Raw genomic sequence first — 26,894 nt, 5'->3', positions numbered from 1 at the left:
CTCAGGCTCCCGAGATCGAAGGCAGTGTTACCGCGCCGGCCGCCTTGACGGTCGCGCCGCTGCGCACCATGGCGATGGCTTTTTCCATATCAGGATGGAAGTGGCGGTCATTGTCGAGATGCGGCACCTCGGCCCGGACCAGCTTGCGCACCGCTTCCAGGGCATTGCTCGATGCCAGTGGCGCATGGAAATCGCAGCCTTGCGCTGCGGCCAGCAACTCGATGCCGATCACCGCCGTCGCATTCTCGACCATGCCGATCAGCCGGCGCGCGCCATGCGCTGCCATCGAAACGTGGTCTTCCTGGTTGGCCGAGGTCGGGATGGAATCGACGCTGGCCGGATAGGCTTTCTGCTTGTTCTCGGAAACGAGCGCCGCCGCCGTCACCTGCGGGATCATGAAACCGGAATTCAAGCCGGGCTTGGGCGTCAGGAACGCCGGCATGCCCGACAGCGCGGGGTCGACCAGCATGGCGATGCGCCGCTCCGACAGCGAGCCGATCTCGCAGACGGCCAGCGCGATCATGTCGGCGGCAAAGGCCACCGGCTCAGCATGAAAATTACCGCCGGAAAGTGCGGTATCGTCCTCGGCGAAAATCAGCGGATTGTCGGTGACGCCATTGGCCTCGGTGCCCAGCGTGTCCGCCGCCTGACGCAGGACGGTGAGTGCCGCACCCATCACCTGCGGCTGGCAGCGCAGGCAATAGGGATCCTGCACGCGCTCGTCGCCCACGCGGTGTGATTCACGGATGGCACTGCCGGCCATCAGATTGCGCAGCGCATCCGCCGTCTCGATCTGGCCGCGATGCTTTCTCAGTTGATGGATGCGCGGATCGAAGGGCGCGTCGGAGCCCTTTGCCGCATCGGTCGACAAGGCGCCGGCGACCAGCGCCGACTGGTAGAGCACTTCGGCCTCGAACAATGCAGCCAGCGCATAGGCCGTCGAGAATTGCGTGCCGTTGAGCAGTGCCAGGCCTTCCTTGGCGCCCAATGTCACTGGCTCCAACCCGTGCGAGACGAAGGCGACCTTGGCCGGGAAACGGCCATGCGGGGTAAAGCATTCGCCGACGCCGATCATCACCGCCGTCATGTGCGACAGGGGGGCAAGGTCGCCGGAGGCGCCGACGGAGCCTTGCGCCGGCACCACCGGGATGACGTCGTTGGCAAGCATCGCTTCAAGCAACTCGATGGTCTGCGGCCGCACGCCGGAGGCGCCCTGCGCCAGGCTGGCCAACTTCAGCGCCATCATCAGCCGGCAAACAGCGACCGGCATCGGCTCGCCGACGCCGGCGGCATGCGACAGCACGATGTTGCGCTGCAAGGTCTCGAGGTCCGCGGCGGGGATGCGGACGCTGGCCAGTTTGCCGAAGCCGGTGTTGATGCCATAGACCGGCTCGCCCTTGGCGACGATCCTGGCGACCGCCTCGGCGCTCGCCTTGATTTTTGGCTGGCAGGCATCGTCAAGCTTGGGCACGGCGCCACGGTAGATGGCGCGCCAGTCGGCCAGCGTCGCATTGCCGGGCTTCAGGGTCAGTTCGGTCATTGTCCTCTCCAGATGCGGGCATGCAGCGGGTTGAAGCCCATGCGGTAGACGAGTTCAGCGGGGCGCTCGATGTTCCAGATCGCCAGATCGGCGGATTTGCCGGTTTCGAGCGTGCCGGTCTCTCCCAGCAGGCCGAGCGCGCGGGCGGCCTCGCGGGTAACGCCGGCCAGGCATTCATCGACCGTCAGGCCGAACAGGGTCGCCGCCATGTTCATAGTCAAAAGCAGCGAGGTCAGCGGCGAGGTGCCGGGATTGTTGTCGGTGGCGACCGCCATTCTGACGCCGTGCTGGCGGAACAGGCTCACCGGCGGCTTCTTGGTCTCGCGAATGAAATAGTAGGCACCGGGCAGGATCGTCGCCACGGTTCCCGCCTTCGCCATGGCCACGGCGCCTGCCTCGTCTGTGTATTCGAGATGATCGGCCGACAGCGCACCATAGCGGGCGGCGAGTTCGGCGCCATGCAGGTTGGAGAGCTGGTCTGCGTGGAGCTTGACCGGCAAGCCTGCCGCCTTGGCGGCATCGAACACGAGCGCCATCTGCTCCGGAGAAAAGGCAATGCCTTCGCAAAACCCGTCGACGGCATCGGCCAGCCCCTCGGCGGCGACCGCCGGGAGAATTTCTCTTGCGACCAGATCGATAAAGGCGTCCTTGTCGCCTTTGGCTTCCGGCGGCAACGCATGGGCGCCAAGGAAGGTCGTGCGGATCGTCACCGGCCGCTCACCGCCCAACCGCCGCGCGGCGCGCAGCGACTTCATTTCGTTTTCCAGATCGAGCCCATAGCCCGACTTTACTTCTACCGTCGTCACGCCCTCGGCGATCAGCGCATCGAGGCGCGGCAGCGATTGCGCGACCAGATCGTCTTCGCCGGCGGCACGCAAGGATTTGACCGAAGAGACAATGCCGCCGCCGGCCCTGGCGACCTCTTCATATGTGGCGCCGGCGAGCCTCATCTCAAATTCATTGGCGCGATTGCCGGCATGGACCAGATGGGTATGGCAGTCGATCAGGCCGGGCGTGATCCAGCGCTGCTCGCAATCGATCGTCTCGACATTTTGGGCAAGCGCTGTGGGCATGCCCGATTCAGGGCCGGCATAGACAATGCGGCCATCACGAACCGCGACCGCGCCGTGTTCGACGACGCCAAGTCCGGCGGCTCCCTCGGCCATGGTCGCCAGGCGCGCATTGCGCCATAGACGAAGACCCCCTGCCCGGCTTTTGCTCTCTGCAGCCATCATCTTTTCCGTTTCAATCGGTGGCGATTATGTATATACATATTGAAACGCACTGCAAGTGCCATCATCGCATATGAGACAGGGAACCGGAGAGAAAAGTGACTGACATCTTCGCGGAACAGGCGCTCCTTCCCAATGGCTGGCACAGCAATGTGCGGATCACCTTGGCCAAGGGACGCATAACAACTGTCGAGCCGGGTGCGACCACCGTGGCCGGCGACGAACGCCATGCGATCCTGCTGCCCGGTATGCCCAATTTGCACAGCCATGCCTTCCAGCGCGGCATGGCCGGATTGGCCGAGCTTCGCGGGCCCTCCGCCGACAGTTTCTGGAGCTGGCGCGAGGTGATGTATCGCTTCGCCCTGTCCATGACGCCCGACCAGGTCGAGGCGGTTGCCGCGCAGCTCTATGTCGAGATGCTGGAGGCCGGCTTTTCACGCGTCGGCGAATTTCACTATCTGCATCACGACCGCGACGGACAACCCTATTCCAACCCTGCCGAGATGGCCGAGCGCATCGCGGCGGCGGCCGGCGAAACCGGCATCGGCTTGACGCTGCTGCCGGTGTTCTACGCGCACTCTTCTTTCGGAGGCGCTGCGCCTAACGAAGGCCAACGGCGTTTCACCAACGATGTGAATCGCTTCTCCAGGCTTCTTGAGAAAAGCCGGGAATGCGTTCGCACTTTGAATCAAGCTGTTGTCGGCGTCGCTCCGCACAGTTTGCGCGCCGCGACAGCGGACGAATTGACTGAGGTGGCCGCCATGGCGCCGGATGGGCCGATCCATATCCATGTCGCCGAGCAGGTGAAGGAAGTCGAGGACTGTCTTGCCTGGTCGGGCGCGCGACCAGTCGAATTCCTGCTGGCCAACGCGAAGGTGGACCAACGCTGGTGTCTCATCCACGCCACGCACATGACCGATGCGGAAACGGTCGGGATGGCGAAGAGCGGCGCTATCGCCGGCCTTTGCCCGATCACCGAGGCCAATCTTGGCGATGGCACTTTTGCAGCGCCGCTGTTCGGGGAGCATGGCGGCCGCTCCGGCGTCGGCTCCGATTCCAATGTGCTGATCGGCCTGCCCGACGAGCTGCGGCAGCTCGAATATTCGCAGCGCCTCGCGCACCGCGCCCGCAATGTGCTGGCGGTGGCCGGCGGCTCGACCGGACGCGCGCTGTTCGAGGCCGCGCTCGACGGCGGCAGCGTCGCCCTTGGGGCCGGCGCCTCGCAAATCGCCGCCGGTGCATCCGCCGATCTCGTCTCTCTCGACGGCAATCACCCCTCGCTGGCCGGCAAGACCGGTGACGCGATCCTCGATGCCTGGATCTTCGCCAATGGCAGCAAGGTCGACTGCGTCTGGGTGCATGGCAATAAACAGGTCAGCGGCGGCCGGCATGCAAGGCGCGAGGCCATCGCCGAGCGGTTTCGCAGCGTGATGACGGCGCTTTCGGCATGAGCATGATCGAGACGGCGGATGCGGAAGGCGGCGTCTCGCTGCACCAGCGCATCCTGTCCGACATCAGCGAAAAGATCCTGTCCGGCGCCTGGGCGCCCGGCCATCGCATCCCGTTCGAGCATGAACTGAGCGCGCAATACAATTGCTCGCGCATGACAGTGAACAAGGCGCTGTCGCAGCTTGCCAAGGCGGGGCTAATCGAGCGGCGGCGCCGCTCAGGCAGCTTTGTCCGCCAGCCGCAGTCGCAGGCTGCGGTGCTGGAGATCCATGACATCCGGGTCGAGGTCGAAGCGCTCGGCCTGCTTTATCGCTACGAGCGCGTGACACGGCACAAAAGGCGCAGCGACGCCGAGGATCGCGCCTTGCTGGAGCTTGGTGCCGCCGGGCCGGTGCTGGCATTGGAATGCCGGCATTTCGCCGGCAAGCGGCCGTTCGCGCACGAGCAGCGGCTGATCAACCTGACCGCCGTGCCGGAAGCATCAGACGAGGAATTCCTGACCATCGCGCCGAGCCCGTGGCTGATCGGCCGCGTGCCGTGGAGCGAAGCCGAGCACCGCATTCGTGCGGTCGGCGCCGACAAGCAGGTCGCGGCGGCACTCGACATCGCGGCCGGCGCGCCCTGCCTGGTGGTCGAGCGGCGGACATGGAGCGCCGAACACCCGGTCACTTATGTGCGCTTCACCTACCCCGCCGACAGCCACACGCTGGTGGCGCGATTCAGGCCGTCGCAGGGGTGAGGTGTGTCCAGTTGAAGGCTGGCGAAAAGCCAACGATTTGGCATTTCGAACGCCGAACGCCTGGAGCCATAGCGGAGGCAGTCGAGCAAGCCCGGATCCCCGCTGCCTACGGCAGCCTCCCGGCGTTCGCCCGCCTTTCAGCGCGCCACTGGCGCGCTGAATTCGCCAGCGCTGCGCCTCAAACCGCTGCGGTAATAATGATCTCGACCAGATATTCCGGTCCGGCGAGCTTTGCTTCGCCGGTGGCACGGGCGGGCGTATTGCCTTGCGGCACCCACTTGTCCCATTCCGCGTTCATCTCGGCAAAGGTGCTCATGTCGGCCAGCCAGATGATCGCCTGCAGGATCTTGGTCTTGTCCGAGCCGGCCTTGGCCAGCAGTCCGTCGATGGTCGCCAGGACATCCCTGGTCTGCGACGCGACGTTGCCGCCCGGCTGACCAACCTGGCCGGCCAGATAGACGGTATTGCCGTGAATGACGATCGGGCTCATGCGCGGGCCAACATCGATGCGACGAATGCTCATGGGAGGTTCCTTCCTTTGTGGTCGCGCTTCTTTAAAGTTGCGGCCGGCTTCGGGCAAGGTCGCCCAGTCAAATCCCTTGGCAAATCCCTTTGGGCCAAGGGCGTGTGATGTCCACACACGGCAAGTTGACCCGGCAGTCGCAATTCCGCCCGACTGGCTTGTTGACTAATGTAATAACATCACATATCCAATCGGCCGCTACCAGCAGCCGGTTTTCGCTGCCCTCACGGATCGCAGAATGACAAATACCTGCCTGACCTTCCGCGACCTGACGCTTGGCTACGGCAGCCACCCGGCGATCCATCATCTTGACGGCAAGATTCGCAAAGGCTCGCTGACTGCCGTGGTCGGCGCCAACGGTTCGGGCAAATCGACGCTGATGAAAGGCATTGTTGGCGTCCTGAAACCGATGGCCGGCGAAGTCATCCGCGCGCCCGGCGTGCGTGCCGCCTATCTGCCGCAGCAGTCGGAGCTCGACCGCTCCTTCCCTGCGCGGGTGGTTGACCTGGTCTCGCTCGGCCTGTGGCCGCGGCGTGGCCTGCTCGGCCGCCATACCAGGGAAGATCGCGATTCCGTCAGCCGGGCGCTGATGGCCGTCGGTCTCGGCGGCTTCGAAAAGCGGCCGATCGACACGCTGTCAGGCGGCCAGTTGCAACGCACGTTGTTTGCGCGAGTGCTGCTGCAGGACGCTGACCTCATCCTGCTCGACGAGCCGTTCAACGCGGTCGACGCCAAGACGGTCGGCGACCTGATCGCGCTGATCAAGCATTGGCATGGCGAAGAGCGCACCATCCTGGTCGTCGTCCACGATCTGGACCTGGTGCGCCAGAATTTCCCCGAAACGCTGCTGCTGGCCCGCCAGCCGATTGCCTGGGGCGAGACCAGGGAAACGCTGAAGCCGGAGAACCTGTTGCGCGCCCGCCGCTTCCACGAAGCCTGGGAAGAGAATGCGCCCTGGTGCGAGCCGGACGGGCATGCTCATGACCACGATCACGACCATCATGGCCACGATCACGGGCATGACCATCACCACGGTGCCGGACCGAGGGCTGCCTGATGGACACGCTTTACGGTCTCTTCATCGCGCCCTTCGCCGATTTCGGCTTCATGCAGCGGGCGCTGATCGGTTCGCTGATGCTGTCGCTCGGCGCCTGCCCGGTTGGCGTGTTCCTGATGCTGCGGCGCATGAGCCTGTCTGGCGACGCCATGGCGCATGCCATCTTGCCGGGCGCCGCCGCCGGCTTCCTGCTCTACGGCCTGGAAATCCTGCCGATGACCATTGGCGGGCTGATCGCCGGCGTCATCGTTGCGCTCGGCGCTGGCGCCGTCTCGCGCTTCACCATCCAGCGCGAAGACGCCTCGATGGCAGCCTTCTATCTGATTTCGCTCGCCATCGGCGTGTTGATGGTGTCGATCCGCGGCTCCAGCGTCGATCTCATGCATGTGCTGTTCGGCACCGTGCTGGCGCTCAACAACGAAGCGCTGACGCTGATCGGCGGCATTGTGGCGGTGACGCTGGTCAGCCTCGCCATCTTCTGGCGGGCGCTGGTCGCCGAATGCCTCGATCCGCTGTTCCTGCGCTCGGTCAGCCGGCTCGGCAGTCCGGTGCATTTCATCTTCCTCGGCCTCGTCGTGCTCAACCTCGTCGGCGGCTTCCAGGCACTCGGCACGCTTCTATCGGTCGGACTGATGATGCTGCCGGCGGCAGCTGCCCGTTTCTGGACCGTGCGCGTCGAGCCGATGTGCGTGCTGGCGGTGCTGATCGGCTTTGCCTCCTGCATCGCCGGGCTGCTTCTGTCCTATCACGCGTCGCTGCCGTCCGGCCCGGCCATCATCCTGTCGGCCGGCGTGGTCTATTTCGCCTCGATCCTGTTCGGCACGCGCGGCATCCTGCGCGCCCGCATCGTCCATCACCGTCACAGAACGGCCTGATCCCCCGCCCCTAGAAGGAGACCCGTCCATGCTGAAATCGATCCGTGCCGCCCTGGCGATGAGCGTTATAACATTAACTGCCATCGGCGCCTCGCAGGCTTTCGCGGCACCGCTGAAAGTGGTCGCCAGCTTCACCGTCATTGCCGATTTTGCCAAAAATGTCGGTGGCGACCGCATCGATGTCACCACCATCGTCGGACCGGACGGCGATGCCCATGTCTACGAGCCGAGCCCGGCTGACGCGGTGGCGATGGCCAAGGCCGACATCGTGCTGGTCAACGGCCTGCATTTCGAGGGTTTTCTGCAGCGGCTGGTCGATGCCAGCGCCACCAAGGCCTCGATCGTCACCTTGACCAAGGGCGTGACGCCGATCGATTTCAAGCCTGAATTCGCCGACGCCGACGCCGCCGAAGGGGCCGGGACCGGCGGCGGCAAGACGGTTACCGATCCGCACGCCTTCCAGTCGATCGCCAATGCCAAGATCTATGTGGCAAACATCGCCGAAGCCTTCTGCGCCGCGGACTCCGACGGCTGCGTCAGCTACCAGACCAATGCCGCCGCCTACACCAAGAAACTCGAAGCGGTCGAAGGCGAAGTGAAGGCCGCGATCCAGTCGATCCCCGAAGCGAAGCGCGTCGTCATCACCTCGCATGACGCCTTCGGCTATTTCGAGCACGAATACGGCCTGACCTTCCTCGCCCCGCAAGGCATCTCGACTGACTCCGAACCGTCCGCCGCCGATGTTGCCAGGCTGGTCGATCAGGTGAAGCAGGACAAGGCGGCGGCGATCTTCGTCGAGAACATCACCAATCCGCGCCTGATCGAGCAGATCGCCAGCGAGACCGGCATCAAGGTCGGCGGCACGCTCTATTCGGATGCGCTGTCGCAGCCCGACGGCCCGGCCTCGACCTATATCGACATGATGCACAACAACATCCGCCAGATCAAAGGCGCCATCCTCGGCAGCTGACGCGCCCTCCCCGGAAAGGCGGAGCCGGTCTCCGCCTGTCTGTTTTGCGCTCTGGCAGTTTGAGCTGGATTCCGCGCCGGAAATGCCTATCTGCGCTATGTTGTCGAGTTGCGCAAAGACGCGGATCGACCGTGGATCAAAAGCCGGCATCACATGACAGACTTTACGCCTTTCCAGTCGCTGCTTGGCGGCGCTCTTATTGGCCTGTCGGCAGTGCTCTTGATGGCACTGCATGGGCGGATTGCCGGCATGACCGGCATTCTGACCGGCGTCATTCCGCCGCTTTCGCCTGAATGGCGCTGGCGCGCCGCCTTTCTCGCCGGCGCCGTGGCGGCGCCGCTTCTCTATCAGACGGTCGGCGGACACATCGCCTTCAGCGTGCCCGTGTCGACGCTGGCACTTGTCGGTGGCGGCTTCCTGGTCGGCATCGGCGTGCATTTCGGTGGCGGCTGCCCGAGCGGACACGGCATTTGCGGCATAGCGCGGCTATCGCCACGCTCGATAGTCGCCGTCGCGATCTTCATGGTCACAGCCTTCGTCACCGTCTTCATCATCCGCCACGTGATCGGAGGCTGAGCCCGTGAACAAGCTCGTCTCGGCATTTCTGATCGGTGGGATTTTCGGCCTCGGCATCGCCGTGTCCGGGATGATAAATCCTGCCAAGGTGCTGAACTTCTTCGACATCGCCGGCGGCTGGGACCCGAGCCTGATCTTCGTCATGGGTGGTGGCCTTGCGGTCGCCTTCGCCGGCTACCGCCTGATATTCCGGCGCCGTAAGTCACCGGTGTTCGAAACCGCGTTCGCCCTGCCGACGACGCGCACCATCGACGCGGAGCTGGCCGGCGGCGCCGCTGTCTTCGGCATCGGCTGGGGCATCGCCGGCTTCTGTCCCGGCGGCGCCATTCCCGCGCTTGGTCTCGGCTCCTCCGCGACGGCGATCTTTGTCACGGCGGTGATCGCCGGCATCGTCGTGGCGCGTTTCGCGAGGTCACGGCTTGCTCAGCCGGCTGCGGCATAGGAAGTAGTTGCCGGTTCCGCCGGAGAGTGGCAAGACTTCTCGCCAAATCAGATTGCGAGGATACAGCCATGGAATACCGCGAGATCAGCGAGGCCTATTCGGTCTCGGGCCAGATCCAGCCCGAAGACGTCACCGCCATCAAGGAGGCCGGCTTCAAGAGCGTCATCTGCAACCGGCCCGACGACGAGCAGCCCGGCCAGCCTTCGGCCGACACGCTCAAAGCCGCGGTCGAGGCCGCCGGCATGGCCTTCCGCTACATCCCCGTCATCAGCGGCCAGATCACTGCCGAGAATGTCGAGGATCAAGCCGAGGCGCTCGACGAGCTCCAAGGCCCGGTGTTCGCCTATTGCCGCTCCGGCGCGCGCTGCACCAATCTGTATGGGTTGATCCAGCAGTCGAAAGGGTGAATTGGCTGATCGGCGTGAGCCTATTGGCGCCCCTTGGCGACGAAGCTTCGGATGCCAAAAAGAAGCCCTAGAAGAGCGATGAAGGGCGCGAGCGCGGCGAGTGGGACCGTGCTCACGACCAGCAAGACAAAACCCGAGATACAGATTGAAAAGCCAATCCCGCACCACCAGCGGGACTTCGGATGGGCCAGGATGCCCTCAAAACCTATCTTGCGATCCCGCCATGACCAACTTGTATCTCGCAAAAGCGACGCGTTCCAATTCGAGGAATCGTACCGTAGGAAGATCAGGCCGCCGATCGTGAACGGCACCAGCCCGACCAGAAAGAGGATTATGCCGGCAAGCTGAAAGTTGGACATGGTTCACCGCAGGTTGGTAATTCCATTTAGCGCGGGCCAATCGAAGAATGTTCAAATCGGCAACGCGCCGGTTTCCTTCAGCGTCTCGAGCACGATCGCCGTCTTCACATGCTGCACGGATTCGTGTGGCAGCAGCACGCCGTTGACGAATTCCGATAGCGACTTCAGGTTGGGCGTCACCACTTTCAGGATGTAGTCCATCTCGCCCGTCAACGCGTGCGCTTCCTGCACCTCGGGCAGCCGCGCCACCAGTTCGCCGAAGCGCCTGGCGTTGTCGCGATTGTGGGTGGCTAACGTCACCGAGATGACGTTGACCAAGGAAAAACCGAGTTTGTCGCGGTCGAGCACGGCGTGATAGCCCTTGATATAGCCGTCCTCCTCCAGCCGCTGGCGGCGGCGCGAGCATTGTGACGCCGACAGGTTCACCCGCTCAGACAAATCGTTGTTGGTCAGCCCCGCATCGCCCTGCAAGAGCGCCATTATCTTGCGGTCAAATTGATCAATGCGCGTCTCGTCCATGGATTTCTACCCTTTCGTGCACGCTTTACGCATGAACTGATCATTTCAAGCGTTCGAATGCAAGCACCATGCGCCGGCTCCGCGCTATGATGGCGTCAGGTGGCCGTTTCAGGCCAAGCCATATCCGGAGAACTATCATGGGCCCCTTCCCGCACGACGCCCCGCCCGCCAAGATCAGCAAGGACAACCCCGCCGGCACGGATGGGTTCGAGTTTGTCGAGTTCGCGCATCCGGAGCCCGAAAAGCTCGCCGAATTGTTCACCCGCATGGGCTATGTCGCGGTGGCCAAGCACCGCACGAAAGACATCACCGTTTGGCGCCAGGGCGACGTCAACTATGTCGTCAATGCCGAGCCGGGCTCACATGCGATGAAGTTCGCCGACAAGCACGGCCCTTGTGCCGCATCGATGGCCTGGCGGGTGGTCGATGCCAAGCACGCTTTCGACCACGCCGTTGCCAAGGGCGCCACGCCTTATGAAGGCACAGACAAGGCGCTCGACGTGCCGGCCATCGTCGGCATTGGCGGCTCGCTGCTCTATTTCATCGACACCTATGGCAAGAAGGGCTCGGCCTATGATGCCGAGTTCGAGTGGCTCGGCGCGCGCGATCCGCGGCCGCAAGGCGTCGGCTTCTATTTTCTCGACCACCTCACCCACAATGTCTATCGCGGCCAGATGGACAAATGGTGGGATTTCTACCGCAATTTGTTCGGCTTCAAGCAGATCCATTTCTTCGATATCGACGGCAAGATCACTGGTCTGGTCAGCCGCGCCATCACCTCGCCCTGCGGCAAGATCCGCATCCCGCTCAACGAGTCCAAGGACGAGACCAGCCAGATCGCCGAGTATCTGAAGAAGTACAATGGCGAAGGCATCCAGCACATTGCCGTTGGGACCGACGAGATCTACGCCGCCACCGACAGGCTGGCCGAGAACGGCCTGAAGTTCATGCCCGGCCCGCCGGAAACCTATTACGACATGTCCTATGACCGCGTGAACGGCCACGACGAGCCGATCGAACGCATGAAGAAGCACGGCATCCTGATCGACGGCGAAGGCGTGGTCGACGGCGGCATGACCAAGATCCTGCTGCAGATCTTTTCGAAAACCGTGATCGGGCCGATCTTCTTCGAGTTCATCCAGCGCAAGGGCGACGAAGGCTTTGGCGAGGGTAATTTCCGCGCCCTGTTCGAATCGATCGAGCAGGACCAGATCAAGCGCGGCGTGATCAAGGTTCAGGCGGCGGAGTAGGCTTCAGGTCGAGCGGATAGCGCATGACCCTGGTTTCGGGTCATGCGCCAAATCAGATCTTGAGGCCCAGCCGCTCGACCTCTTCTTTCCTCAGCTTCATATCGTAGTCGAGCAGGAATTCATCGAGCTGTGGCGGCGCGACCGACGTGCCGGAAAGCATGGCGTGCACCTGGCCGCGATGGTGGATGTCATGCAGGAAGACGTGAGCGAGGATGTCGCCGATGCGCTCGGGGATCATGCCGTCCTTGCGCCGGTCGGTGACGACCTGACGATCGAGATCGGCTGCCGAGAGCCGGTCGCAAAAAGCGATCAGGCGACGGTCCGCGGCGACCTGTGCGGCAAACAACGCCTGCGGCTCGTCGATGGGCACAAAATCGTCATGGGCGGCAGCACCGACGCCACCCTCTTCGAGAAAATCGAGATAGAGAAGATCGACCGCAAGGATGTGGTTGAGCGTCGCCTCGATCGACGGGAAGAAACTGGTGCGTTCGGCTGCGAATTCGCCGGGCTTGAGCTGCAGAACAGCACGGTACAGCCGATCGTTCGACCAGAGATTGTTGCCGGCCATGCGGCGCAGATGATCCAGCAGGTTCATCCGGCGGACCGCACCAGATACAGACCCGCCCACATAACCGCAAATCCGGCGAGAACGATCAGCAGCAGCCTGTTCATGCGCCGCCGCAAGCCTTGCGTTTCGGCGTCCCGCGCGACTTTCATGTTGGTGATGGTGTGGAACATCATCGCCTTGCGCGGAAAGCCGCTGCGGTTGGTCAGGTCCGGCGAGCGCGCCTCGATGCGGTAGCTCAACCGGATCGCCAGGATGAACACGGCCAGTATGGCAAGCGCCCAGACGCCCGCCAGCAGATAGAATGCTTCCCCCGTCATTCCCTCACCTCTCGTACTTCTCGACCTTCTGCTCGATGGCGCCGAAGATCGAATGACCGGTCCTGTCCTTCATCTCGATGCGCACCGTGTCGCCGAAGCGCAGGAACGGCGTTTTGGGCGCGCCTGATACAATGGTCTCGATCATGCGCAGTTCGGCGATGCAGGAATAGCCGGCGCCGCCGGCCGAGACAGGCTTGCCTGGTCCGCCGTCGAGCTTGTTGGAGACGGTGCCGGAACCGATGATCGTACCTGATACCAGCGGCCTCGTCCTTGCGGCGTGGACGATTAGGGCCGGAAAATCGAAGGTCATGTCGACGCCCGCATTGGCCCGGCCGAACGGCTTGCCGTTGAGGTCGGCGAGCAGCGGCAGGCTGACCTTGCCGCCATCCCAGGCGTCGCCCAATTCATCGGGCGTCACCGCGGCAGGTGAAAACGCCGAGGACGGCTTTGATTGGAAGAAGCCGAAACCCTTGGCGAGCTCCGGCCCGGTGAGCGCGCGCAGCGTCACGTCGTTGACCAGCATCACCAGCCGGATTGCGGCGCGTGCCTCATCCAGGCTGGCGCCCATAGGTACATCGTCGACAATGACAGCGACTTCCCCCTCCATGTCGATGCCGAAGGCCTCGTCGGCCATGCGGATCGGATCACGCGGCGCGATGAAGGAATCCGAGCCGCCCTGGTAGATCAGCGGGTCGGTCCAGAAACTCGCCGGCATCTCGACGCCACGCGCTTTCCGCACCAGTTCGACATGGTTCACATAGGCCGAGCCATCGGCCCATTGATAGGCACGCGGCAGCGGTGAGTGCGCGTCATGCTCGTGGAAGCGCTCCGACGGCACCGCGTTGTTCTCCAGCGATTCCGCTATTGTCGCGAGGTGCGGGGCGATGCGCCGCCAGTCGTCGAGCGCTGCCTGCAGGGTGCGCACCAGGAACGAGGCGTCGGTGAAGCGTGTCAGGTCGCGCGAGACGACGACGAGTTTTCCGTCATGCGTCCCATCCTTCAGTGTGGCAAGCTTCATGCGGTTTCCTCTCCTGTTACGGCCTTGGCGCCGCTTTGGATTTTTGTCTTACGCATTCTCTCCAGCGAAAAGCGGTTTCCACTTTTCAGGGTCATGCGAACTCCACAACAAGGCCGTCGCTGGCGATCGTCAAGTCGCCGGCCCATGTTTTCCTGACAGCGGCGATCCAGTCGGCCTCGCCGATTCCGGGATCGTCGGCCGGAATGAGGTGATTGAGCACCAGCCTCTTCACGCCGGCATCGCTGGCGATGCGCCCGGCCTCCTCGGCAAAGCTGTGGCTGGCGAGCAGATGTTCCCGCAGCCGCGCGCCATTGCCGGTTTTGGCCACCAGCCGCTCTATGCCTTCCTCCAGCATGGCTTCGTGGACGAGGATGTCGGCGCCTTGGGCAAAATCAGCGAGCGGCGGAAAAAAGGCCGTATCGGTGGAGAACACCACGCCTTTCCCGCCATGCTCGAAGCGCAGCGCAAAGCAGTCGGTCACCGGCGGATGGTCGACGCGCAGCGCTGAAACCTCGAGGCCGTGTTGCTCGACAATCAAGCCTTCGGTGAATTCGTTGATCGAAACCAGCTCGCGAATATCCGGCCGGCCTTCGTCGACGATGCGGATTTCGATGTCGAATTCCATAGCCTGACAAAAGCGCCGCCAGTAATGGCCGGTGCCGGGCGGACCGTACACGCTGACGGGCGAGGCCAGACCGGCCGTCCAGGCGGTGTGGACCAGCGGCCCGAGTTCCAGCACATGGTCGGAATGCAGATGCGTGATGAAGATCAGGTCGAGTGCCTTCAGCCCAATTCCGGCGTCGACGAGACCCCGCGTTACGCCAAGTCCGCAGTCCACGACAATACCGCGGCCCCCCATCTGCAGCAGCGACGAACTCGGCCATGGGCCACCCGGCCGCAGCGCCGGGCCGCCCTTCGAGCCCAAAAGCACCAGCCGGTCCGGTATCGGCTCGCCGCTCAAGACCAGTCGCCCTCGGGCGTGCCGTTGAAGCGCTTCTTCAGGTCGGCCCAGCAGTCGATGTAATTGTCCTGCCGGGTTTCCAGTTCGGCGCCGTAGCGGGTCAGCATCTGCGGAAAACGGGTCTCGAACATGAAGGCCATGGTGTTGTCGAGCTTGACCGGTTTCAGGTCCGCGCGCGAGGCCTTTTCGAAGCCAGGAGCATCCGGGCCGTGGGCCAGCATCAGATTGTGCAGGCTGATGCCGCCGGGAACGAAGCCTTCCTCCTTGGCGTCGTACTGACCGTGGATCAGGCCCATAAATTCGCTCATGATGTTGCGGTGATACCAGGGCGGCCGGAACGTATCCTCCGCCACCAGCCAGCGCGGCGGGAAGATGACGAAGTCAATGTTGGCGGTGCCTTCCTCGCCGCTGGGCGCCGTCAGCACGGTGAAGATCGACGGATCGGGATGGTCGAAGAGGATGGCGCCGACCGGCGAAAAGGTGGCCAGATCATATTTATAGGGTGCGTAGTTGCCGTGCCAGGCAACGACGTCCAGCGGCGAGTGGCCGATCTCGGTCACATGGAAGTTGCCGCACCATTTCACCGTCAGCCGGCACGGTGTCTCCTTCTCCTCGAACCAGGCGCAAGGCGTCTTGAAATCGCGCGGATTGGCCAAGCAATTGGCGCCGATCGGGCCACGGTCCGGCAAGGTCAGCTTGGCGCCATAGTTCTCGCAGACATAGCCACGCACTTCGGCATCGACCAGCTCGACCTTGAAGACAAGCCCGCGGGGCAGCACGGCGATCTCGCCGGGCCGAAGCTCGATGACGCCCATTTCGGTGACGAAGCGCAAAGCGCCGACCTGCGGCACGATGAGCAACTCGCCGTCGGCGTTGAAGAAATGATCGTCGGCCATCGAGCGGTTGGCGACATAGACGTGGGCCGCCATGCCGGTTTGCCCGAGCACGTCGCCGGCGGTTGTGATGCTGCGCATGCCGGCGATGAAATCGGTCGGCTCCTTCGGCATCGGCACCGGGTTCCAGCGGTACTGGCCGAGCGCCAGCTCGTGATCACCGACATTGGGAGCGCTCTTCCACAACGGATAGTCAGCCGGTTTGAAGCGGCCGGTGTGCTTCACGCTCGGACGGATCCGATAGAGCCAGGAGCGCTCATTGGTGCCGCGCGGCGCGGTGAACGGCGAACCGGAAAGCTGCTCGGCATAGAGGCCATAGGCCGGCCGCTGCGGCGAATTCCGTCCCTGCGGCAGCGAGCCGGGCAAGGTTTCGGTTTCGAAGTCGTTGCCGAAGCCCGGCATGTAGGAAAAGGCCATCGCTTCCTCCCGGAATTGACCAAACTGGTTTCATTTGTAACCATCGAAAATGTAACTATCAATGCCAATGCTTCTGCCGGATGTGCAACCATGGAAATCCTCGACCTGGAAAACTTCCTTCCCTACCGGCTCTATCGCCTGGCCGACGTGGTCAGCCGGGAATTCGCGGGGATATACAAGGACAGTCATGGCCTGACCCGGCCTGAATGGCGCACCCTTTCGGGGCTCGGCCAGCACGGCACGATGACCGCGACAGCACTCGGCGTGCAATCGGCCATGCACAAGACCAAGGTGTCGCGCGCTGTCGCCGAACTCGAACGACGGCGCTGGCTGACGCGCACTCCCGATGAAAACGACCGCCGCGTCGAGCATCTGACCCTGACCAAGGCGGGGCTCGCGGCATATCGTGAGATGGTGCCGCTGGCGAAGGCGTTCGAGCGGGAATTGCTGGAAAAGTTGACTGTCAACGAGCGTATGGCAATCGGGGTAGGATTGGCCGCGCTGGAGCAAGCGTTGGGCAAGAATTAGATCGCTAGCGGTCGGCGCGAAGGATCGCTGCGCCTCTTTACTCGGCGCCTTACCAGTCCATCACCACCTTGCCGGAACTGCCGCTGCGCATTGCATCGAAGCCGGTCTGGAAGTCGTCGATGCCGATGCGATGCGTGATCAGCCCGGAAACATCGAGTGGGCCCTGCACCAGCGCGATCATCTTGTACCAGGTCTCGAACATCTCGCGGCCGTAGATGCCCTTGAGATGCAGCATCTTGAAGATGACCTTGTTCCAGTCGATCTCGAAGCCGGTGGGCGCAATGCCTAAAATGGCGATCTTGCCGCCATTGTTCATCGTGTCGATCATGTCGCGGAAGGCGGGCGCCGCCCCCGACATTTCGAGACCGACGTCGAAACCCTCGGTCATGCCGAGCACCGGCATGACGTCGCGCAGCTTTTCCTTCGAGGCGTCGACGACGTGCTGCACGCCAAGCTTTTTCGCCAGCGCCAGCCGCACCGGGTTGATGTCGGTGATGACCACCTTGCGCGCGCCGACACATTGCGCCACCAGCGCGCCCATGATGCCGATCGGGCCGGCCCCGGTGACCAGCACATCCTCGCCGACCAGATCGAAGGACAGGGCGGTATGGACCGCATTGCCGAGCGGATCGAAAATCGCGGCGATCTCGTCCGGCACGTCGTCGGGGATCGGCACGACGTTGTGCTGCGGGATCGCCAGATACTCGCCGAAGGCGCCGGGGCGGTTGACGCCGACGCCGAGCGTGTTGCGGCAGAGATGCCCCCGGCCCGCGCGGCAGTTGCGGCAGTGGCCGCAGACGATGTGGCCTTCGCCCGACACGCGCTGGCCGACCTTGTATTCGGTGACCGCGGCGCCGAAATCGGCAACCGTGCCGACGAATTCATGGCCCGTCACCATCGGCACCGGCACGGTCTTCTGCGCCCACTGGTCCCAATTGTAGATGTGGACGTCGGTGCCGCAGATCGCCGTCTTCCTGACCTTGATCAGCACGTCGTTGGGGCCGATCTCCGGCACCGGCACCTCTTCCATCCAGATGCCCGGTTCGGCCTTGGCCTTCACCAGCGCCTTCATCATGTTCGACATGCCTTTATCCCTTGAATCTCTTGTTCCGGAATCGCTTTGCGACTTCGGCCTTTCAGGAAATCACCCCGAGTTCGCGCCCGACGGCGCCGAACGCCTCGACCGCGCGGTCGATGTCGGCGCTGGAGTGCGCCGCCGACATCTGCGTGCGAATGCGTGCCTGGCCCTTCGGCACCACCGGGAAGGAAAAGCCGATGACATAGATGCCACGCTTCAGCATGCGCGCCGCCATCTCCTGCGCCAGCGTCGCGTCGCCCAGCATCACCGGAATGATTGGATGATCGGCCCCGGCCAGCGTGAAGCCCAGTTTGCCCATCTGCGACCTGAACCGTGCCGCATTCGCATATAGGCGTTCGCGCAAGGCGTCGCCATTGCGGATCAGGTCGAACACCTTGATCGAGGCGCCGGCGATCGCCGGCATCAGCGTGTTGGAGAAGAGATAGGGCCGCGAGCGCTGGCGCAGCCAGTCGACCACTTGGCTTTTGCCCGATGTGTAACCGCCGGATGCACCGCCGAGCGCCTTGCCGAGCGTGCCGGTGATGATGTCGACCCTGCCCTCGACGCCGCAATGCTCGGCCGAGCCGTGGCCATTCTGGCCGACGAAGCCGACCGCATGGCTGTCATCGACCATCACCATGGCATCGTATTTGTCGGCGAGGTCGCAGACACCCCTTAGATTGGCGATGATGCCATCCATGGAAAACACACCGTCGGTGGCGATCAGCCGGAAGCGGCAATCCTTCGCCTCCTTCAGCCGCGCTTCGAGGTCGGCCATGTCGTTGTTGGCGTAGCGGAAGCGTTTTGCCTTCGACAGCCGCACGCCGTCGATGATCGAGGCGTGGTTCAGCGCATCGGAAATGATCGCATCGTTCTCGCCGAGGAGTGTCTCGAACAGGCCGCCATTGGCGTCGAAGCAGGAGCCGTAGAGGATGGTGTCCTCCAGGCCGAGGAAGGATGAAATCGTCGCCTCGAGCTGCTTGTGTTCCTCCTGCGTGCCGCAGATGAAGCGCACCGAGGCCATGCCGTAGCCATAGCGGTCGAGCGCCTGGCTGGCCGCCGCACGCAGGTCGGCGCTATCGGCGAGGCCGAGATAGTTATTGGCGCAGAAATTAAGCACCTTCTGGCCGCCGACCTCGATCTGCGCCGACTGGGTCGAAGAGATCACCCGCTCGGATTTATAGAGGCCGGCCGACTTGAGCCCCGCGAGTTCGCTGTCGATGTGAGAGAGAAATGCTGCGGTCATGATCGGGCCTCGTTTGATGTGGGCCGACTGTCGTCCGGCCCGCGCGAAAAATCCATCGCAAAAACGACCGGATCGGTGGGCATGCGGCCCCGATATGCATCGTCGTGCGGCCGCGGAAGCGACGTCACGACAACAGTGCTGGCCGACGACCGCTCAAATGCCGACACAGCGCGAAACCAGCCGATAACCATTTCGCGATCTTTAAGCGTTTCCCCCTCGCCGTCCGGCTGTCGATTTCCAGACCTGTTAACGTTTGCAAGCCAATGGTCCTCGCAACAAGAATCCGTTGGCGAGAGGGCCGCCCCACAACATGTCGCAGCAGCCGGTGCAAACCGTTTCAGGCAAGCTCATACTGCTGATCAAGGCTGGCTACTGGCTGGCCCTGCTGATCATCGCCGCCATGGTGATAGCTTCCTTCATCCTGCTGCAGCAGATGATGGCCACCCAGCAGCACAACAACACCTTGCTCGACATCGTAAGCACGCAAAAGACGCTGTCGCAGCGCATCGTCTTCCTTGCCGGCGCAACGAGTTCTGGTTCGCGTGACAAGCAGCCGGCGCTGGTCAGCGCTCTCAAGCAGGCGACGGCGGAGTTCGAGACGAACTACGATCTGCTGCTTGAGCAGACCAACGCCGACCCGATGTCCCCTGCCCGATTGGACCCGAAATCGACCGAGAGCGTGCTGTTCGCCAAGCCGTTCCATCTCGATTATTTCTCGGTAGGCCTCGTCGCCAATGGCAAGCGGCTGATTTCATCCTTTGAATCCCAGCTGACGGGCGCCAGTGACGGCTACAAGGGCAGCGGCGAGCGCGTCAATCTCGATGCCTCTGTCGCCAACGCGACCTTGTCGGGCTACGCAGCGCTTGGCCAGCGCATCAGCGCCGATGCCGACGAGCGCGCCGAGAAGCTGCTCGCACTTCACCGCACGCTGTTCTACGCCACCCTCGGGGTGATCGTGCTGGTGGCGCTGTTCATCTTCAGGCCGATGTCGAACGCCATCCTGCGCAAGACGCATGAGCTGATCGACGCACGCAATTCCATGGCCTTCATCGCGGTGCATGACGGCCTCACCGGCCTGCACAACCGCACGTTCCTGACCGATCATTTCGATACGCTGATCAAGGGCTCGCAACGGCGTCGTGAGCGGCTTGCCGTCGTCCAGCTCGACCTCGACCGGTTCAAGCAGATCAACGATACGCTCGGCCACGCCGCCGGCGACTATGTGCTGGTCGTCACGGCGCAGCGCATGCGCGATTCCTGCCGGGCATCGGACCTGTGCGTACGCCTGGGCGGCGACGAGTTCGTCATGATCCTCGGCGGCGCCGGCGGCACCGAAGACATCAACATGCTGGCGCGGCGTATCCTGGCCCACATCAACGAGCCGATCATCTTCCACGGCACGACCATTCTTCCGGGCGCCAGCGCCGGCATCGCCGTCTACCCGGTCGACGCCGACAATGCGCAGGACCTGCTGGTCCACGCCGACCTGGCACTGTACTCCGCCAAGAAGCTGGGAGGCAGCAACTTCTCGTTCTTCTCCGAAGAGTTGCGCCGCGAGCTCGACTATCGCAAGCAGCTCGAGCACGACATCAAGATCGCCATCGCGGACCGGGCGTTCCAGGTCTATTTCCAGCCGCAGGTCTCGTTGACCGACGGCACGATCAGCGGCATCGAGGCGCTGGTGCGCTGGAACCATGCCGAGCGCGGCATGATCTCGCCCGGCGAATTCATTCCGGTCGCCGAGAAATGCGGTTTCATGCCCGAGATCGGCCGCATCGTCATCAGCAAGGCGATCAACGAAGCCGCCGAATGGAACCGCGCCGGCATTGCCTTTGGGCGGCTTGCCGTCAATGTTTCAGGCACCGAACTGCGCGAGCACGACTTCGATGCGTTCCTGTTCGAGACGCTGGAGAAGGCTGGGCTGCCGCCGCAGAAACTGTCGCTGGAAATCGTCGAGTCCGTCATTCTCGACGACGAGAAGACCGGCATCGCCGCCAAGCTGCGCCATATCAGGGCAGCCGGCGTCCATCTCGAACTCGATGATTTCGGCACCGGCTATGCCTCGCTCAGCCATGTCAACCCCAACGAGATCGACCGGCTGAAGATCGACCGCCGCTTCGTCCAGAACATCCATGAGAATGGCGACAACTCGAAGATCGTGCGCGCCATCACCGAGCTGGCGCGGGGCCTTGGCATTTCGATCGTTGCCGAAGGTGCTGAAACCGAGGCCGAGCTCGATTCGCTGATGGCGATCGGCTGCGACCAGGTGCAGGGCTATTCCATCGCCTTCCCGATGCCGCACGACAAGGCGCTGGAATGGCTGACGGCCCGCATGCCGAAGAAGGCCAGGCTGACGGTGCTGCAGGGAAGCCTGGCGTAGGCGCTGCACAAAGCGCGTCGCGCTCGAGCGGAGACATCCGACGCGCTTTGTCTCTCTGTTTTCTCCATGTCGTTGCCCCAAAACCGCTGCGCATTTTTGGGCGACATGCACCGCACGCCTTGACAAGCCGTTGTGGACATGGCGGCCTGTCGTCATCGCAACCTGATAGTGCGGGTGATGACACCGTTTCGGATTGTCCTGGCGGCACTGTTGATTCTTGCGTTCCCCGCCCATGGGGCGGATCGCACAATCTATCTCACCTTTGACGATGGCCCGCTGAACGGCACCAGCAACATCCTCGACGTGCTGGAAGCCGAACAGGTTCCGGCGACCATGTTCATGGTCGGCATGCATGCGCAAGCGAGCGCCGCCAACAGGGCACTCGTCCAGCGCGCCAAACAGCTTCCGCTGGTTACGCTCGGCAACCACAGCTACAGCCACGCCAACAACCGCTACCAGCATTACTACGCCGACACCGAAGGCGTCGTCGCCGACATGATGCGGGCAAACGCGGTGCTCGGCTTGAAGCCGGTGGTGCACGCGCGGCTGCCGGGGCGCGACGTGTTCAGGCTGCCCTCGATGTCGAAGAACGACACTTCGCTTGGCCTGGCCCAGGAAGGCCGCGAGGAGCCCGACTATGAGTTTGTCGCGGCCTCAGGCTTTTATCTCTACGGCTGGGACCATGAATGGGTGCACAAGGACAGCGGCGAGCCGGTGCAGAGCGTCGACCATCTGGTCAGCGAGATCGATCACCTGTTCGGCTACGGCCGCTTCGTCAAGCCGCACAAGCTGATCCTGCTGATGCATGACGAGATGTTCCAGGACAGTTTCGACGGCAAGACCAAGCTGACCAACCTGATCACCGCATTGAAGCTGCGCCGCTACACCTTTGGCGCAATCCAGAGCTACGACGACTGAGCCTGCCCTAGCTTTCCACATTGCCCCGCAAGGCCGCCAGCACTTGTGCGAACTCCGCCAAGCGCTCGTCGGACAACCCCACCCGCAGCCGCTTGTCGAAAACTAGCGCTGCCTTGCGCAATGTCTCGAACATCGCTTCTCCGGCATCGGTCAGTTCGACCAGGTGAACCCGGCGGTTGACGGGATCGCGGCGGCGCGTCAGCAGGCCCTGCGTCTCCATCGCGTTGAGATGGTGGGTCAGCGTCGCGCCCTGGATGCCGATCATGCCGGCGAGCTCGCGCTGGTTGGCAAGCTTGCTCGACTTGACCGACAGCAGAGTGAGCCAGACAGGCAGCGTGCCGCCAGCCTCGACCAGGGCAGCGTCAAAAGCCTGGGCAACCAGCTTGGCGGTACGGCCGAGATTCATGCCGACTGGCGGGCGTTCAAAGGGCGTCATTGCCAGACACTAGAACAAGGGAAAGGCCGATGGAACTGGCCATGGTTTATACATTGACACCTAACCATTAGATATCTAACTATACCAATGGCGGACGAAAGAGGAGACCCGGTCATGCAGTACGTCTACATCGTCGTTATCGGCCTTCACGTCATGGCCGGCGTATTCTGGGCAGGCACGACGATCACGCTGGCGCGCGATCCCGATATCCGTGCCGAGCGCTTCATCCAGCCGCAAATGGGTGCGGCCGGCATGGTTTTCCTGACCGGAGCGCTGCTCTGGTATTTCTTCCACGGCGCCTATTTCGGCTCGATGGAAATGGTGCTGGCGCTTGGCATCCTGACCGCTTTCGCCGCCGCGGGCGTGCTCGGCGCCATGGTCAGGGCGCCCAGCCGGCGGCTTGCCGGCGCAAGTGCGGAAACCGAAACGCAACTGCGCGCCAGAATGGCGACGGGCGAGCGCATTGCCGCGCGGCTGCTGGTCGTGACCGTGCTCTGCATGGCCGTCGCCAGGATGGTCTGAGAAGCAGTAACTCACAGAATCGTACGTTGTCTGGCGACAAGCCAATGACGTGCGGGCGCGCGGCCTGACCGACGTACACGGGCTCTCGTACGCAGGGCCGACCGCGCGCCACCAACGATGCCGGGGCACTTTTCGGTCCGATGGTTCAGATCCTATTTAATCATCGGATTCGTCCGAAAACCGCTGCGTCCTTTTCGGTCCGGTGCTAATGAGCGGCAAATTCGAAGGAATGTTGCCCATGACCGTCACCAAGAACCTTACCCAGCTCGGCGCACACGTCGAGACCCCCCAGAGCCCCGATCAGGCGGTGCTGGAGACCGTGCCGTTTACGCGCGGCGACGGCCCGCCCGCAATCGTGCGCTTCACCTGCCCGGAATTCACCTCGCTGTGCCCGGTCACCGGCCAGCCGGACTTCGCCCATATCGTCATCGACTACGCCCCCGATGCGCTGCTGGTGGAATCGAAGTCGCTGAAACTGTTCATGACCTCATTTCGCAACCACGGCGCCTTCCATGAAGAATGCACCGTCATGATCGGCCGCCGCATCGTGGCGGCAACCAAGCCGCTGTGGCTGCGCATCGGCGGCTACTGGTTCCCGCGCGGCGGCATTCCGATCGACGTGTTCTGGCAGACCGGCGCGCCGCCGGAAGGCGCCTGGTTGCCCGATACCGGAGTGGCGCCCTATCGCGGGCGCGGCTGATGCATGCCACCCAAAATTGACGCCGGTTTTGAGGCAACGGCAAATATAGGAACAAAGACTTAAAGCGCGTCGCCTGAATCCGTTTCAACAACGCGCTTTTGGTCTCCCGCTCATTCGCACTGATATTGGCTGAGCGCCCATTCGCCGGTCACCGACAACAGGTCCGATATCTTCCAGTCGCCGTCGACCTTGCTGAACTTCCATTCCAGCCGGTGCGGGTTGCCGGCGACAACGAAGGCGACAATGACCTTGGCCTTGTCGCCATTGATCGCTTCAAGCGTCTTCAGGCTCTTGTCGATCTCGGCTTTGTCATAGTTCGCGTTGTCGAGCGCCATGTTGGGGTCGAGGCATTCGCCCTGTCCCGATTTGCGCAAGGCGTCGCTCTTGTCGAGAACGGTTTTCGCCGGATCGATGAAATGGCCGCGCTGCGCCGGATCGAGTTCGAGCCCGACCTGATCGTAAAATGGCCGCACCACCGCTGTCGGCGATCCCGGCTGGACGGGGGCGGCGGGCTCGCTGGGCGGCCATGCAACTGGTGGCGTTGCGGGTTCCACAGCACCGCCGGGCGCATTTGCAGGTGGCGCTCCGCTGTCGCCCGGAGCGGTGTCGGCCGGCGCGTTTGCCGGCGGCGCACCGAACAGCCCTTGCGCGGCGGCGCCGCTCGGACCCGCTGCCAGCAGGCACATGGCCGATAGTGCCAGGATCCGGCGACGGACCATCGCCTTCACTCCGGCGTCTGGCCGGCCACGCATTCCAGCGCGCTGAGCTTCCAGTCGCTGGTCTTGGAGGCAATGTCCGATATCTTCCATTTGCCGTCGATCTTCTTGAGCGACCAGACCATGTCACGCTTGGAGTCATCGCCTTCCGCAAAGAGGCTGAAGGAGGCTGTAACCTCGGCGGTGTCACCATCCAGCTTCTCGGACAGTTTCAGCGTTTTCGAGACAGTCTTCTGATCGAAGTCCTGCGCATCCAGGCCAGGATCGAAATCGATGCAGGCGACCTCGTCCGGGTTCTTTTTCGTTGCCTGGTCGTTCAGGTTGAACAGGTTCGTCACCGGCTCGGTAAACCGATCCCGGTATTGCTCGTCAGCCTCGAATTTGACCGCCGGCACATAGAAGAACTTCACCGCATCGGACGCTGGTCCGGCGAAGGCAGCCGCGGGCAAGGCTATCGAAAGGGCGGCAACGAGCACTGTCAGTCGCATGCAGGGTCTCCGGCTTTTGATGGCTTGACGCTATCAATACCACACATCCTGCATATCGACTTTTTTGCGGCTCATGAAGTCCCGCAGCGCCAGCCCCCAGGCGCCCCGCCAGACATTCTGGAGGTTCGCAAAAGCACTTCCGCGGTTAACTGCCGACGATACCGGCAGATACAATCGCCACGAACATCACAGGATCCTCAGCCTCCGAAAGTCGCGACAGGCGCTTTGAGCCGGGAGCGCTCAGGCTTGACACCGAGCCCTGGCATCTGCGGGACGCTTATATGCCCGTTTTCGATGACGACGGGGTTTACCGGGTCGGTATGCCCTTCGATGTATTCCTGCGCGATCCAGGCGCCCTCGAAACGGCTCGGCTCGACGGTAGCGGCGAGGTGCACGCACGCCGCGGCGATGACGTCCCCACCCCAGGCATCGTCGCAGCTGTGCGGGAGCGATCGTATCGCACACAGGTCGCGGACCGTGACCATCTTGGTGAGGCCACCAAGGCGGGTGACCTTCAATCCGAATCCGTCCGCGATACCTGAAGAAACTGCCCGCAGGACGGCATTCAAATCCTCGGTATTCTCATCGAGGTAGACCGGATGGGTCACGCGTCCCTTGAGACTGGCGACTTCCTCCATGGTGTTGCAAGGCTGTTCGAACACGAACGGGATTGCCTGGCAAAGCCGATCGACGTGCAACGCCGCAGCGGCGGTGAGGCCACGATTGGCGTCGACGGCTATCCGGGCCTTGAAGCCAACCACTTCCCATACCTTGTGCACGGTGGCGACGTCTTGCTCGAGATCCTGTCCGCCTATCTTGATCTGAAGTCGTGGGTATCCGGCCTTGACCTTGTCGACGGCAATACGCGCCGTCTCGTCCGGTGCACCGACAATAGTCGAGTAGTAAGACGGCACACGATCGGTGAGCGCCCCGCCCAGAAGTGTTGAAACCGGAACACCCAGCCGCAGGCCGGCGAGGTCGAGGAGAGCTATGTCCAAGGCCGCCTTGGCATAGTTGTGACCGTTCAACCGCTCGTCCATTCTTTTCGCGAGGCGGCGCATGGACGCAGTGTCCTCACCAACGAGTCCAGGCGCTATTTCGGCAATTGCCGCTCGCGCACCCAGAGCATGTTGGGGCTGATAAACAGGGCCGACCGGGCACGTCTCACCCCAGCCTGACAGTCCGTCCTCGGTGGTCACTTCAACGAGTGTGCTATCCAGAGTCTGCACGGTATCGCTAGCCATCCGGTAGGCGCCGCCTTTGACAGGCAGAAGGACCTGATAGACTTTGATCGACTCGATGCGCATACGGACCTCAGCCCCCTTCGTGCCAAGCGATTCTGGCCATCTTGCCATCCGGGTGCATGGCGGCGTTCTCGGTCACAAACATGGATCGAACTGCTGTGCTCAAGTCCGCACGTTGTGCTTGCGCTTCATGAAGTCCTTGGCGGTCTCGACCGCCACCGCGGCGTCGCGGCAATAGGCGTCGGCGCCGACAGCCTTGCCGAATTCCTCGTTCAGCGGCGCACCGCCGACCAGCACGACATAATCGTCGCGGATGCCCTTTTCCTTCATCGTGTCGATGACGACCTTCATGTAGGGCATGGTCGTGGTCAGCAGTGCCGACATGCCGATGATGTCGGGCTGGTGCTGTTCGATCGCATCGAGATATTTCTCGACCGCATTGTTGATGCCGAGGTCGATGACGTCGAAGCCGGCACCTTCCATCATCATGCCGACGAGGTTCTTGCCGATGTCGTGGATGTCGCCC

Annotated in this window: 31 protein-coding genes; 14 read left to right on the top strand and 17 right to left on the bottom strand. The window is 63.0% G+C overall.

From position 1 onward, the window contains the following. Position 1 precedes the first annotated feature (1 nt). Positions 2 to 1,540 (bottom strand): histidine ammonia-lyase, encoded by a 1,539-nt coding sequence (gene hutH / locus AC1DYW_RS32425; RefSeq protein ID WP_457152813.1) that lies wholly within the window; start codon positions 1,538 to 1,540, stop codon positions 2 to 4. After that, positions 1,537 to 2,772, bottom strand: a complete 1,236-nt coding sequence (gene hutI / locus AC1DYW_RS32420) for an imidazolonepropionase (RefSeq protein ID WP_457152812.1) — start codon at positions 2,770 to 2,772, stop codon at positions 1,537 to 1,539. Before hutI ends, hutH begins: the two co-directional genes overlap by 4 nt. A gap of 98 nt (positions 2,773 to 2,870) precedes the next feature. Between hutI and AC1DYW_RS32415 the strand changes: the two genes are divergently transcribed. Further along, positions 2,871 to 4,223, top strand: a complete 1,353-nt coding sequence (locus AC1DYW_RS32415; protein WP_477228893.1) for a formimidoylglutamate deiminase — start codon at positions 2,871 to 2,873, stop codon at positions 4,221 to 4,223. Next, a complete protein-coding gene (gene hutC, locus AC1DYW_RS32410; RefSeq protein WP_477228892.1) occupies positions 4,220 to 4,960 on the top strand; it encodes a histidine utilization repressor in 741 nt (246 codons plus the stop codon). The genes AC1DYW_RS32415 and hutC overlap by 4 nt, the downstream gene beginning before the upstream one ends. Positions 4,961 to 5,138: 178 nt before the next feature. Here the strand turns inward: hutC and AC1DYW_RS32405 are convergent, their stop codons facing one another. Further along, positions 5,139 to 5,483, bottom strand: a complete 345-nt coding sequence (locus tag AC1DYW_RS32405) for a RidA family protein (protein WP_095085854.1) — start codon at positions 5,481 to 5,483, stop codon at positions 5,139 to 5,141. Between the two features lie 238 nt (positions 5,484 to 5,721). Between AC1DYW_RS32405 and aztA the strand changes: the two genes are divergently transcribed. The 6 genes from aztA to AC1DYW_RS32375 all read left to right on the top strand — a co-directional run bounded on the left by aztA (position 5,722) and on the right by AC1DYW_RS32375 (position 9,810). After that, positions 5,722 to 6,540, top strand: a complete 819-nt coding sequence (gene aztA, locus AC1DYW_RS32400) for a zinc ABC transporter ATP-binding protein AztA (protein WP_477228891.1) — start codon at positions 5,722 to 5,724, stop codon at positions 6,538 to 6,540. After that, positions 6,540 to 7,415 carry a zinc ABC transporter permease AztB gene (gene aztB, locus AC1DYW_RS32395; protein ID WP_095085859.1) on the top strand — a complete coding sequence of 292 codons (876 nt, stop codon included), beginning with the start codon at positions 6,540 to 6,542 and terminating at the stop codon, positions 7,413 to 7,415. Before aztA ends, aztB begins: the two co-directional genes overlap by 1 nt. Before the next feature lie 28 nt (positions 7,416 to 7,443). Then, complete coding sequence (gene aztC / locus AC1DYW_RS32390; RefSeq protein WP_477228890.1) at positions 7,444 to 8,385, top strand: zinc ABC transporter substrate-binding protein AztC; 942 nt, start codon at positions 7,444 to 7,446, stop codon at positions 8,383 to 8,385. A 153-nt stretch (positions 8,386 to 8,538) separates the two neighbouring features. Continuing rightward, on the top strand, positions 8,539 to 8,961 hold the full coding sequence (locus AC1DYW_RS32385; RefSeq protein WP_477228889.1) for a YeeE/YedE family protein: 423 nt from the start codon (positions 8,539 to 8,541) through the stop codon (positions 8,959 to 8,961). Positions 8,962 to 8,965: 4 nt separating this feature from the next. Further along, a complete protein-coding gene (locus AC1DYW_RS32380) occupies positions 8,966 to 9,403 on the top strand; it encodes a DUF6691 family protein (protein WP_477228888.1) in 438 nt (145 codons plus the stop codon). A gap of 68 nt (positions 9,404 to 9,471) precedes the next feature. Beyond that, positions 9,472 to 9,810 carry a protein tyrosine phosphatase family protein gene (locus tag AC1DYW_RS32375; RefSeq protein ID WP_477228887.1) on the top strand — a complete coding sequence of 113 codons (339 nt, stop codon included), beginning with the start codon at positions 9,472 to 9,474 and terminating at the stop codon, positions 9,808 to 9,810. A gap of 20 nt (positions 9,811 to 9,830) precedes the next feature. Here AC1DYW_RS32375 and AC1DYW_RS32370 read toward each other — a convergent pair whose 3' ends face one another. Continuing rightward, on the bottom strand, positions 9,831 to 10,169 hold the full coding sequence (locus tag AC1DYW_RS32370) for a hypothetical protein (protein ID WP_477228886.1): 339 nt from the start codon (positions 10,167 to 10,169) through the stop codon (positions 9,831 to 9,833). A gap of 51 nt (positions 10,170 to 10,220) precedes the next feature. Then, the gene (locus AC1DYW_RS32365; RefSeq protein ID WP_477228885.1) at positions 10,221 to 10,688 is read right to left on the bottom strand and encodes an Lrp/AsnC family transcriptional regulator; all 468 of its coding nucleotides are present in this window, start codon (positions 10,686 to 10,688) and stop codon (positions 10,221 to 10,223) included. 137 nt (positions 10,689 to 10,825) lie between these two features. Here AC1DYW_RS32365 and hppD point away from each other — a divergent pair, with 137 nt between their 5' ends. Beyond that, complete coding sequence (hppD, locus tag AC1DYW_RS32360) at positions 10,826 to 11,938, top strand: 4-hydroxyphenylpyruvate dioxygenase (RefSeq protein WP_477228884.1); 1,113 nt, start codon at positions 10,826 to 10,828, stop codon at positions 11,936 to 11,938. Positions 11,939 to 11,990: 52 nt separating this feature from the next. Here hppD and AC1DYW_RS32355 read toward each other — a convergent pair whose 3' ends face one another. The 5 genes from AC1DYW_RS32355 to hmgA all read right to left on the bottom strand — a co-directional run bounded on the left by AC1DYW_RS32355 (position 11,991) and on the right by hmgA (position 16,112). After that, positions 11,991 to 12,533, bottom strand: coding sequence for a DinB family protein (locus tag AC1DYW_RS32355; RefSeq protein WP_477228883.1), 543 nt, complete (start codon positions 12,531 to 12,533; stop codon positions 11,991 to 11,993). Then, complete coding sequence (locus AC1DYW_RS32350; protein WP_477228882.1) at positions 12,530 to 12,823, bottom strand: hypothetical protein; 294 nt, start codon at positions 12,821 to 12,823, stop codon at positions 12,530 to 12,532. The genes AC1DYW_RS32355 and AC1DYW_RS32350 overlap by 4 nt, the downstream gene beginning before the upstream one ends. A gap of 4 nt (positions 12,824 to 12,827) precedes the next feature. Then, entirely contained in the window at positions 12,828 to 13,841 is a 1,014-nt protein-coding gene (locus AC1DYW_RS32345; protein WP_477228881.1) for a fumarylacetoacetate hydrolase family protein, read from the bottom strand. A gap of 91 nt (positions 13,842 to 13,932) precedes the next feature. Further along, positions 13,933 to 14,802 (bottom strand): MBL fold metallo-hydrolase, encoded by an 870-nt coding sequence (locus tag AC1DYW_RS32340; RefSeq protein ID WP_477228880.1) that lies wholly within the window; start codon positions 14,800 to 14,802, stop codon positions 13,933 to 13,935. After that, positions 14,799 to 16,112, bottom strand: a complete 1,314-nt coding sequence (gene hmgA, locus AC1DYW_RS32335) for a homogentisate 1,2-dioxygenase (protein WP_477228879.1) — start codon at positions 16,110 to 16,112, stop codon at positions 14,799 to 14,801. Before hmgA ends, AC1DYW_RS32340 begins: the two co-directional genes overlap by 4 nt. A gap of 90 nt (positions 16,113 to 16,202) precedes the next feature. On the opposite strand from hmgA, the gene AC1DYW_RS32330 reads away from it, so the two are divergent. Then, positions 16,203 to 16,640: a MarR family winged helix-turn-helix transcriptional regulator gene (locus AC1DYW_RS32330; protein WP_477228910.1), complete on the top strand. Its 438-nt coding sequence runs from the start codon at positions 16,203 to 16,205 to the stop codon at positions 16,638 to 16,640. Between the two features lie 49 nt (positions 16,641 to 16,689). Here AC1DYW_RS32330 and tdh read toward each other — a convergent pair whose 3' ends face one another. Together tdh and AC1DYW_RS32320 are read right to left on the bottom strand one after the other, a co-directional pair. Beyond that, a complete protein-coding gene (gene tdh, locus AC1DYW_RS32325) occupies positions 16,690 to 17,724 on the bottom strand; it encodes an L-threonine 3-dehydrogenase (protein ID WP_040584004.1) in 1,035 nt (344 codons plus the stop codon). A gap of 52 nt (positions 17,725 to 17,776) precedes the next feature. Further along, entirely contained in the window at positions 17,777 to 18,964 is a 1,188-nt protein-coding gene (locus tag AC1DYW_RS32320; RefSeq protein ID WP_457151996.1) for a glycine C-acetyltransferase, read from the bottom strand. Between the two features lie 310 nt (positions 18,965 to 19,274). Here AC1DYW_RS32320 and AC1DYW_RS32315 point away from each other — a divergent pair, with 310 nt between their 5' ends. Both AC1DYW_RS32315 and AC1DYW_RS32310 read left to right on the top strand, forming a co-directional pair. Continuing rightward, entirely contained in the window at positions 19,275 to 21,344 is a 2,070-nt protein-coding gene (locus tag AC1DYW_RS32315) for a putative bifunctional diguanylate cyclase/phosphodiesterase (protein ID WP_477228878.1), read from the top strand. Between the two features lie 210 nt (positions 21,345 to 21,554). Next, complete coding sequence (locus AC1DYW_RS32310) at positions 21,555 to 22,262, top strand: polysaccharide deacetylase family protein (protein WP_477228877.1); 708 nt, start codon at positions 21,555 to 21,557, stop codon at positions 22,260 to 22,262. 7 nt (positions 22,263 to 22,269) lie between these two features. Here the strand turns inward: AC1DYW_RS32310 and AC1DYW_RS32305 are convergent, their stop codons facing one another. Further along, the gene (locus tag AC1DYW_RS32305) at positions 22,270 to 22,698 is read right to left on the bottom strand and encodes a MarR family winged helix-turn-helix transcriptional regulator (protein WP_477228876.1); all 429 of its coding nucleotides are present in this window, start codon (positions 22,696 to 22,698) and stop codon (positions 22,270 to 22,272) included. A 114-nt stretch (positions 22,699 to 22,812) separates the two neighbouring features. Between AC1DYW_RS32305 and AC1DYW_RS32300 the strand changes: the two genes are divergently transcribed. Together AC1DYW_RS32300 and queF are read left to right on the top strand one after the other, a co-directional pair. Next, entirely contained in the window at positions 22,813 to 23,220 is a 408-nt protein-coding gene (locus AC1DYW_RS32300) for a hypothetical protein (protein ID WP_477228875.1), read from the top strand. A gap of 238 nt (positions 23,221 to 23,458) precedes the next feature. After that, the gene (gene queF, locus AC1DYW_RS32295; RefSeq protein WP_095086672.1) at positions 23,459 to 23,920 is read left to right on the top strand and encodes a preQ(1) synthase; all 462 of its coding nucleotides are present in this window, start codon (positions 23,459 to 23,461) and stop codon (positions 23,918 to 23,920) included. Positions 23,921 to 24,030: 110 nt separating this feature from the next. Here the strand turns inward: queF and AC1DYW_RS32290 are convergent, their stop codons facing one another. The 4 genes from AC1DYW_RS32290 to AC1DYW_RS32275 all read right to left on the bottom strand — a co-directional run. Continuing rightward, positions 24,031 to 24,639, bottom strand: coding sequence for a hypothetical protein (locus AC1DYW_RS32290; protein ID WP_477228874.1), 609 nt, complete (start codon positions 24,637 to 24,639; stop codon positions 24,031 to 24,033). A gap of 5 nt (positions 24,640 to 24,644) precedes the next feature. Continuing rightward, on the bottom strand, positions 24,645 to 25,124 hold the full coding sequence (locus AC1DYW_RS32285; protein ID WP_095085912.1) for a DUF3828 domain-containing protein: 480 nt from the start codon (positions 25,122 to 25,124) through the stop codon (positions 24,645 to 24,647). 197 nt (positions 25,125 to 25,321) lie between these two features. Next, positions 25,322 to 26,431 (bottom strand): mandelate racemase/muconate lactonizing enzyme family protein, encoded by a 1,110-nt coding sequence (locus AC1DYW_RS32280; protein WP_477228873.1) that lies wholly within the window; start codon positions 26,429 to 26,431, stop codon positions 25,322 to 25,324. Between the two features lie 99 nt (positions 26,432 to 26,530). Next, a partial coding sequence (locus AC1DYW_RS32275; protein WP_477228872.1) for a cobalamin-dependent protein occupies positions 26,531 to 26,894 on the bottom strand: 364 nt, incomplete at its 5' end.

This window comes from Mesorhizobium sp. P2_D5 (assembly GCF_056404355.1).
This window is presented reverse-complemented; position numbering and strand designations above follow the sequence as displayed.

Coding starts and splice junctions, on each gene's coding strand:
- AC1DYW_RS32320 (WP_457151996.1), bottom strand. CDS start 18,964: ATGACCGCAGCATTTCTCTCTCACATCGACAGCGAACTCGCGGGGCTC.
- AC1DYW_RS32385 (WP_477228889.1), top strand. CDS start 8,539: ATGACAGACTTTACGCCTTTCCAGTCGCTGCTTGGCGGCGCTCTTATT.
- AC1DYW_RS32285 (WP_095085912.1), bottom strand. CDS start 25,124: ATGCGACTGACAGTGCTCGTTGCCGCCCTTTCGATAGCCTTGCCCGCG.
- AC1DYW_RS32355 (WP_477228883.1), bottom strand. CDS start 12,533: ATGAACCTGCTGGATCATCTGCGCCGCATGGCCGGCAACAATCTCTGG.
- aztA (WP_477228891.1), top strand. CDS start 5,722: ATGACAAATACCTGCCTGACCTTCCGCGACCTGACGCTTGGCTACGGC.
- aztB (WP_095085859.1), top strand. CDS start 6,540: ATGGACACGCTTTACGGTCTCTTCATCGCGCCCTTCGCCGATTTCGGC.
- AC1DYW_RS32290 (WP_477228874.1), bottom strand. CDS start 24,639: ATGGTCCGTCGCCGGATCCTGGCACTATCGGCCATGTGCCTGCTGGCA.
- AC1DYW_RS32405 (WP_095085854.1), bottom strand. CDS start 5,483: ATGAGCATTCGTCGCATCGATGTTGGCCCGCGCATGAGCCCGATCGTC.
- hutH (WP_457152813.1), bottom strand. CDS start 1,540: ATGACCGAACTGACCCTGAAGCCCGGCAATGCGACGCTGGCCGACTGG.
- AC1DYW_RS32305 (WP_477228876.1), bottom strand. CDS start 22,698: ATGACGCCCTTTGAACGCCCGCCAGTCGGCATGAATCTCGGCCGTACC.
- AC1DYW_RS32350 (WP_477228882.1), bottom strand. CDS start 12,823: ATGACGGGGGAAGCATTCTATCTGCTGGCGGGCGTCTGGGCGCTTGCC.
- AC1DYW_RS32370 (WP_477228886.1), bottom strand. CDS start 10,169: ATGTCCAACTTTCAGCTTGCCGGCATAATCCTCTTTCTGGTCGGGCTG.
- hmgA (WP_477228879.1), bottom strand. CDS start 16,112: ATGGCCTTTTCCTACATGCCGGGCTTCGGCAACGACTTCGAAACCGAA.
- AC1DYW_RS32280 (WP_477228873.1), bottom strand. CDS start 26,431: ATGCGCATCGAGTCGATCAAAGTCTATCAGGTCCTTCTGCCTGTCAAA.
- hppD (WP_477228884.1), top strand. CDS start 10,826: ATGGGCCCCTTCCCGCACGACGCCCCGCCCGCCAAGATCAGCAAGGAC.
- aztC (WP_477228890.1), top strand. CDS start 7,444: ATGCTGAAATCGATCCGTGCCGCCCTGGCGATGAGCGTTATAACATTA.
- hutI (WP_457152812.1), bottom strand. CDS start 2,772: ATGGCTGCAGAGAGCAAAAGCCGGGCAGGGGGTCTTCGTCTATGGCGC.
- tdh (WP_040584004.1), bottom strand. CDS start 17,724: ATGTCGAACATGATGAAGGCGCTGGTGAAGGCCAAGGCCGAACCGGGC.
- AC1DYW_RS32365 (WP_477228885.1), bottom strand. CDS start 10,688: ATGGACGAGACGCGCATTGATCAATTTGACCGCAAGATAATGGCGCTC.
- hutC (WP_477228892.1), top strand. CDS start 4,220: ATGAGCATGATCGAGACGGCGGATGCGGAAGGCGGCGTCTCGCTGCAC.
- AC1DYW_RS32375 (WP_477228887.1), top strand. CDS start 9,472: ATGGAATACCGCGAGATCAGCGAGGCCTATTCGGTCTCGGGCCAGATC.
- AC1DYW_RS32345 (WP_477228881.1), bottom strand. CDS start 13,841: ATGAAGCTTGCCACACTGAAGGATGGGACGCATGACGGAAAACTCGTC.
- AC1DYW_RS32300 (WP_477228875.1), top strand. CDS start 22,813: ATGCAGTACGTCTACATCGTCGTTATCGGCCTTCACGTCATGGCCGGC.
- AC1DYW_RS32330 (WP_477228910.1), top strand. CDS start 16,203: ATGGAAATCCTCGACCTGGAAAACTTCCTTCCCTACCGGCTCTATCGC.
- queF (WP_095086672.1), top strand. CDS start 23,459: ATGACCGTCACCAAGAACCTTACCCAGCTCGGCGCACACGTCGAGACC.
- AC1DYW_RS32315 (WP_477228878.1), top strand. CDS start 19,275: ATGTCGCAGCAGCCGGTGCAAACCGTTTCAGGCAAGCTCATACTGCTG.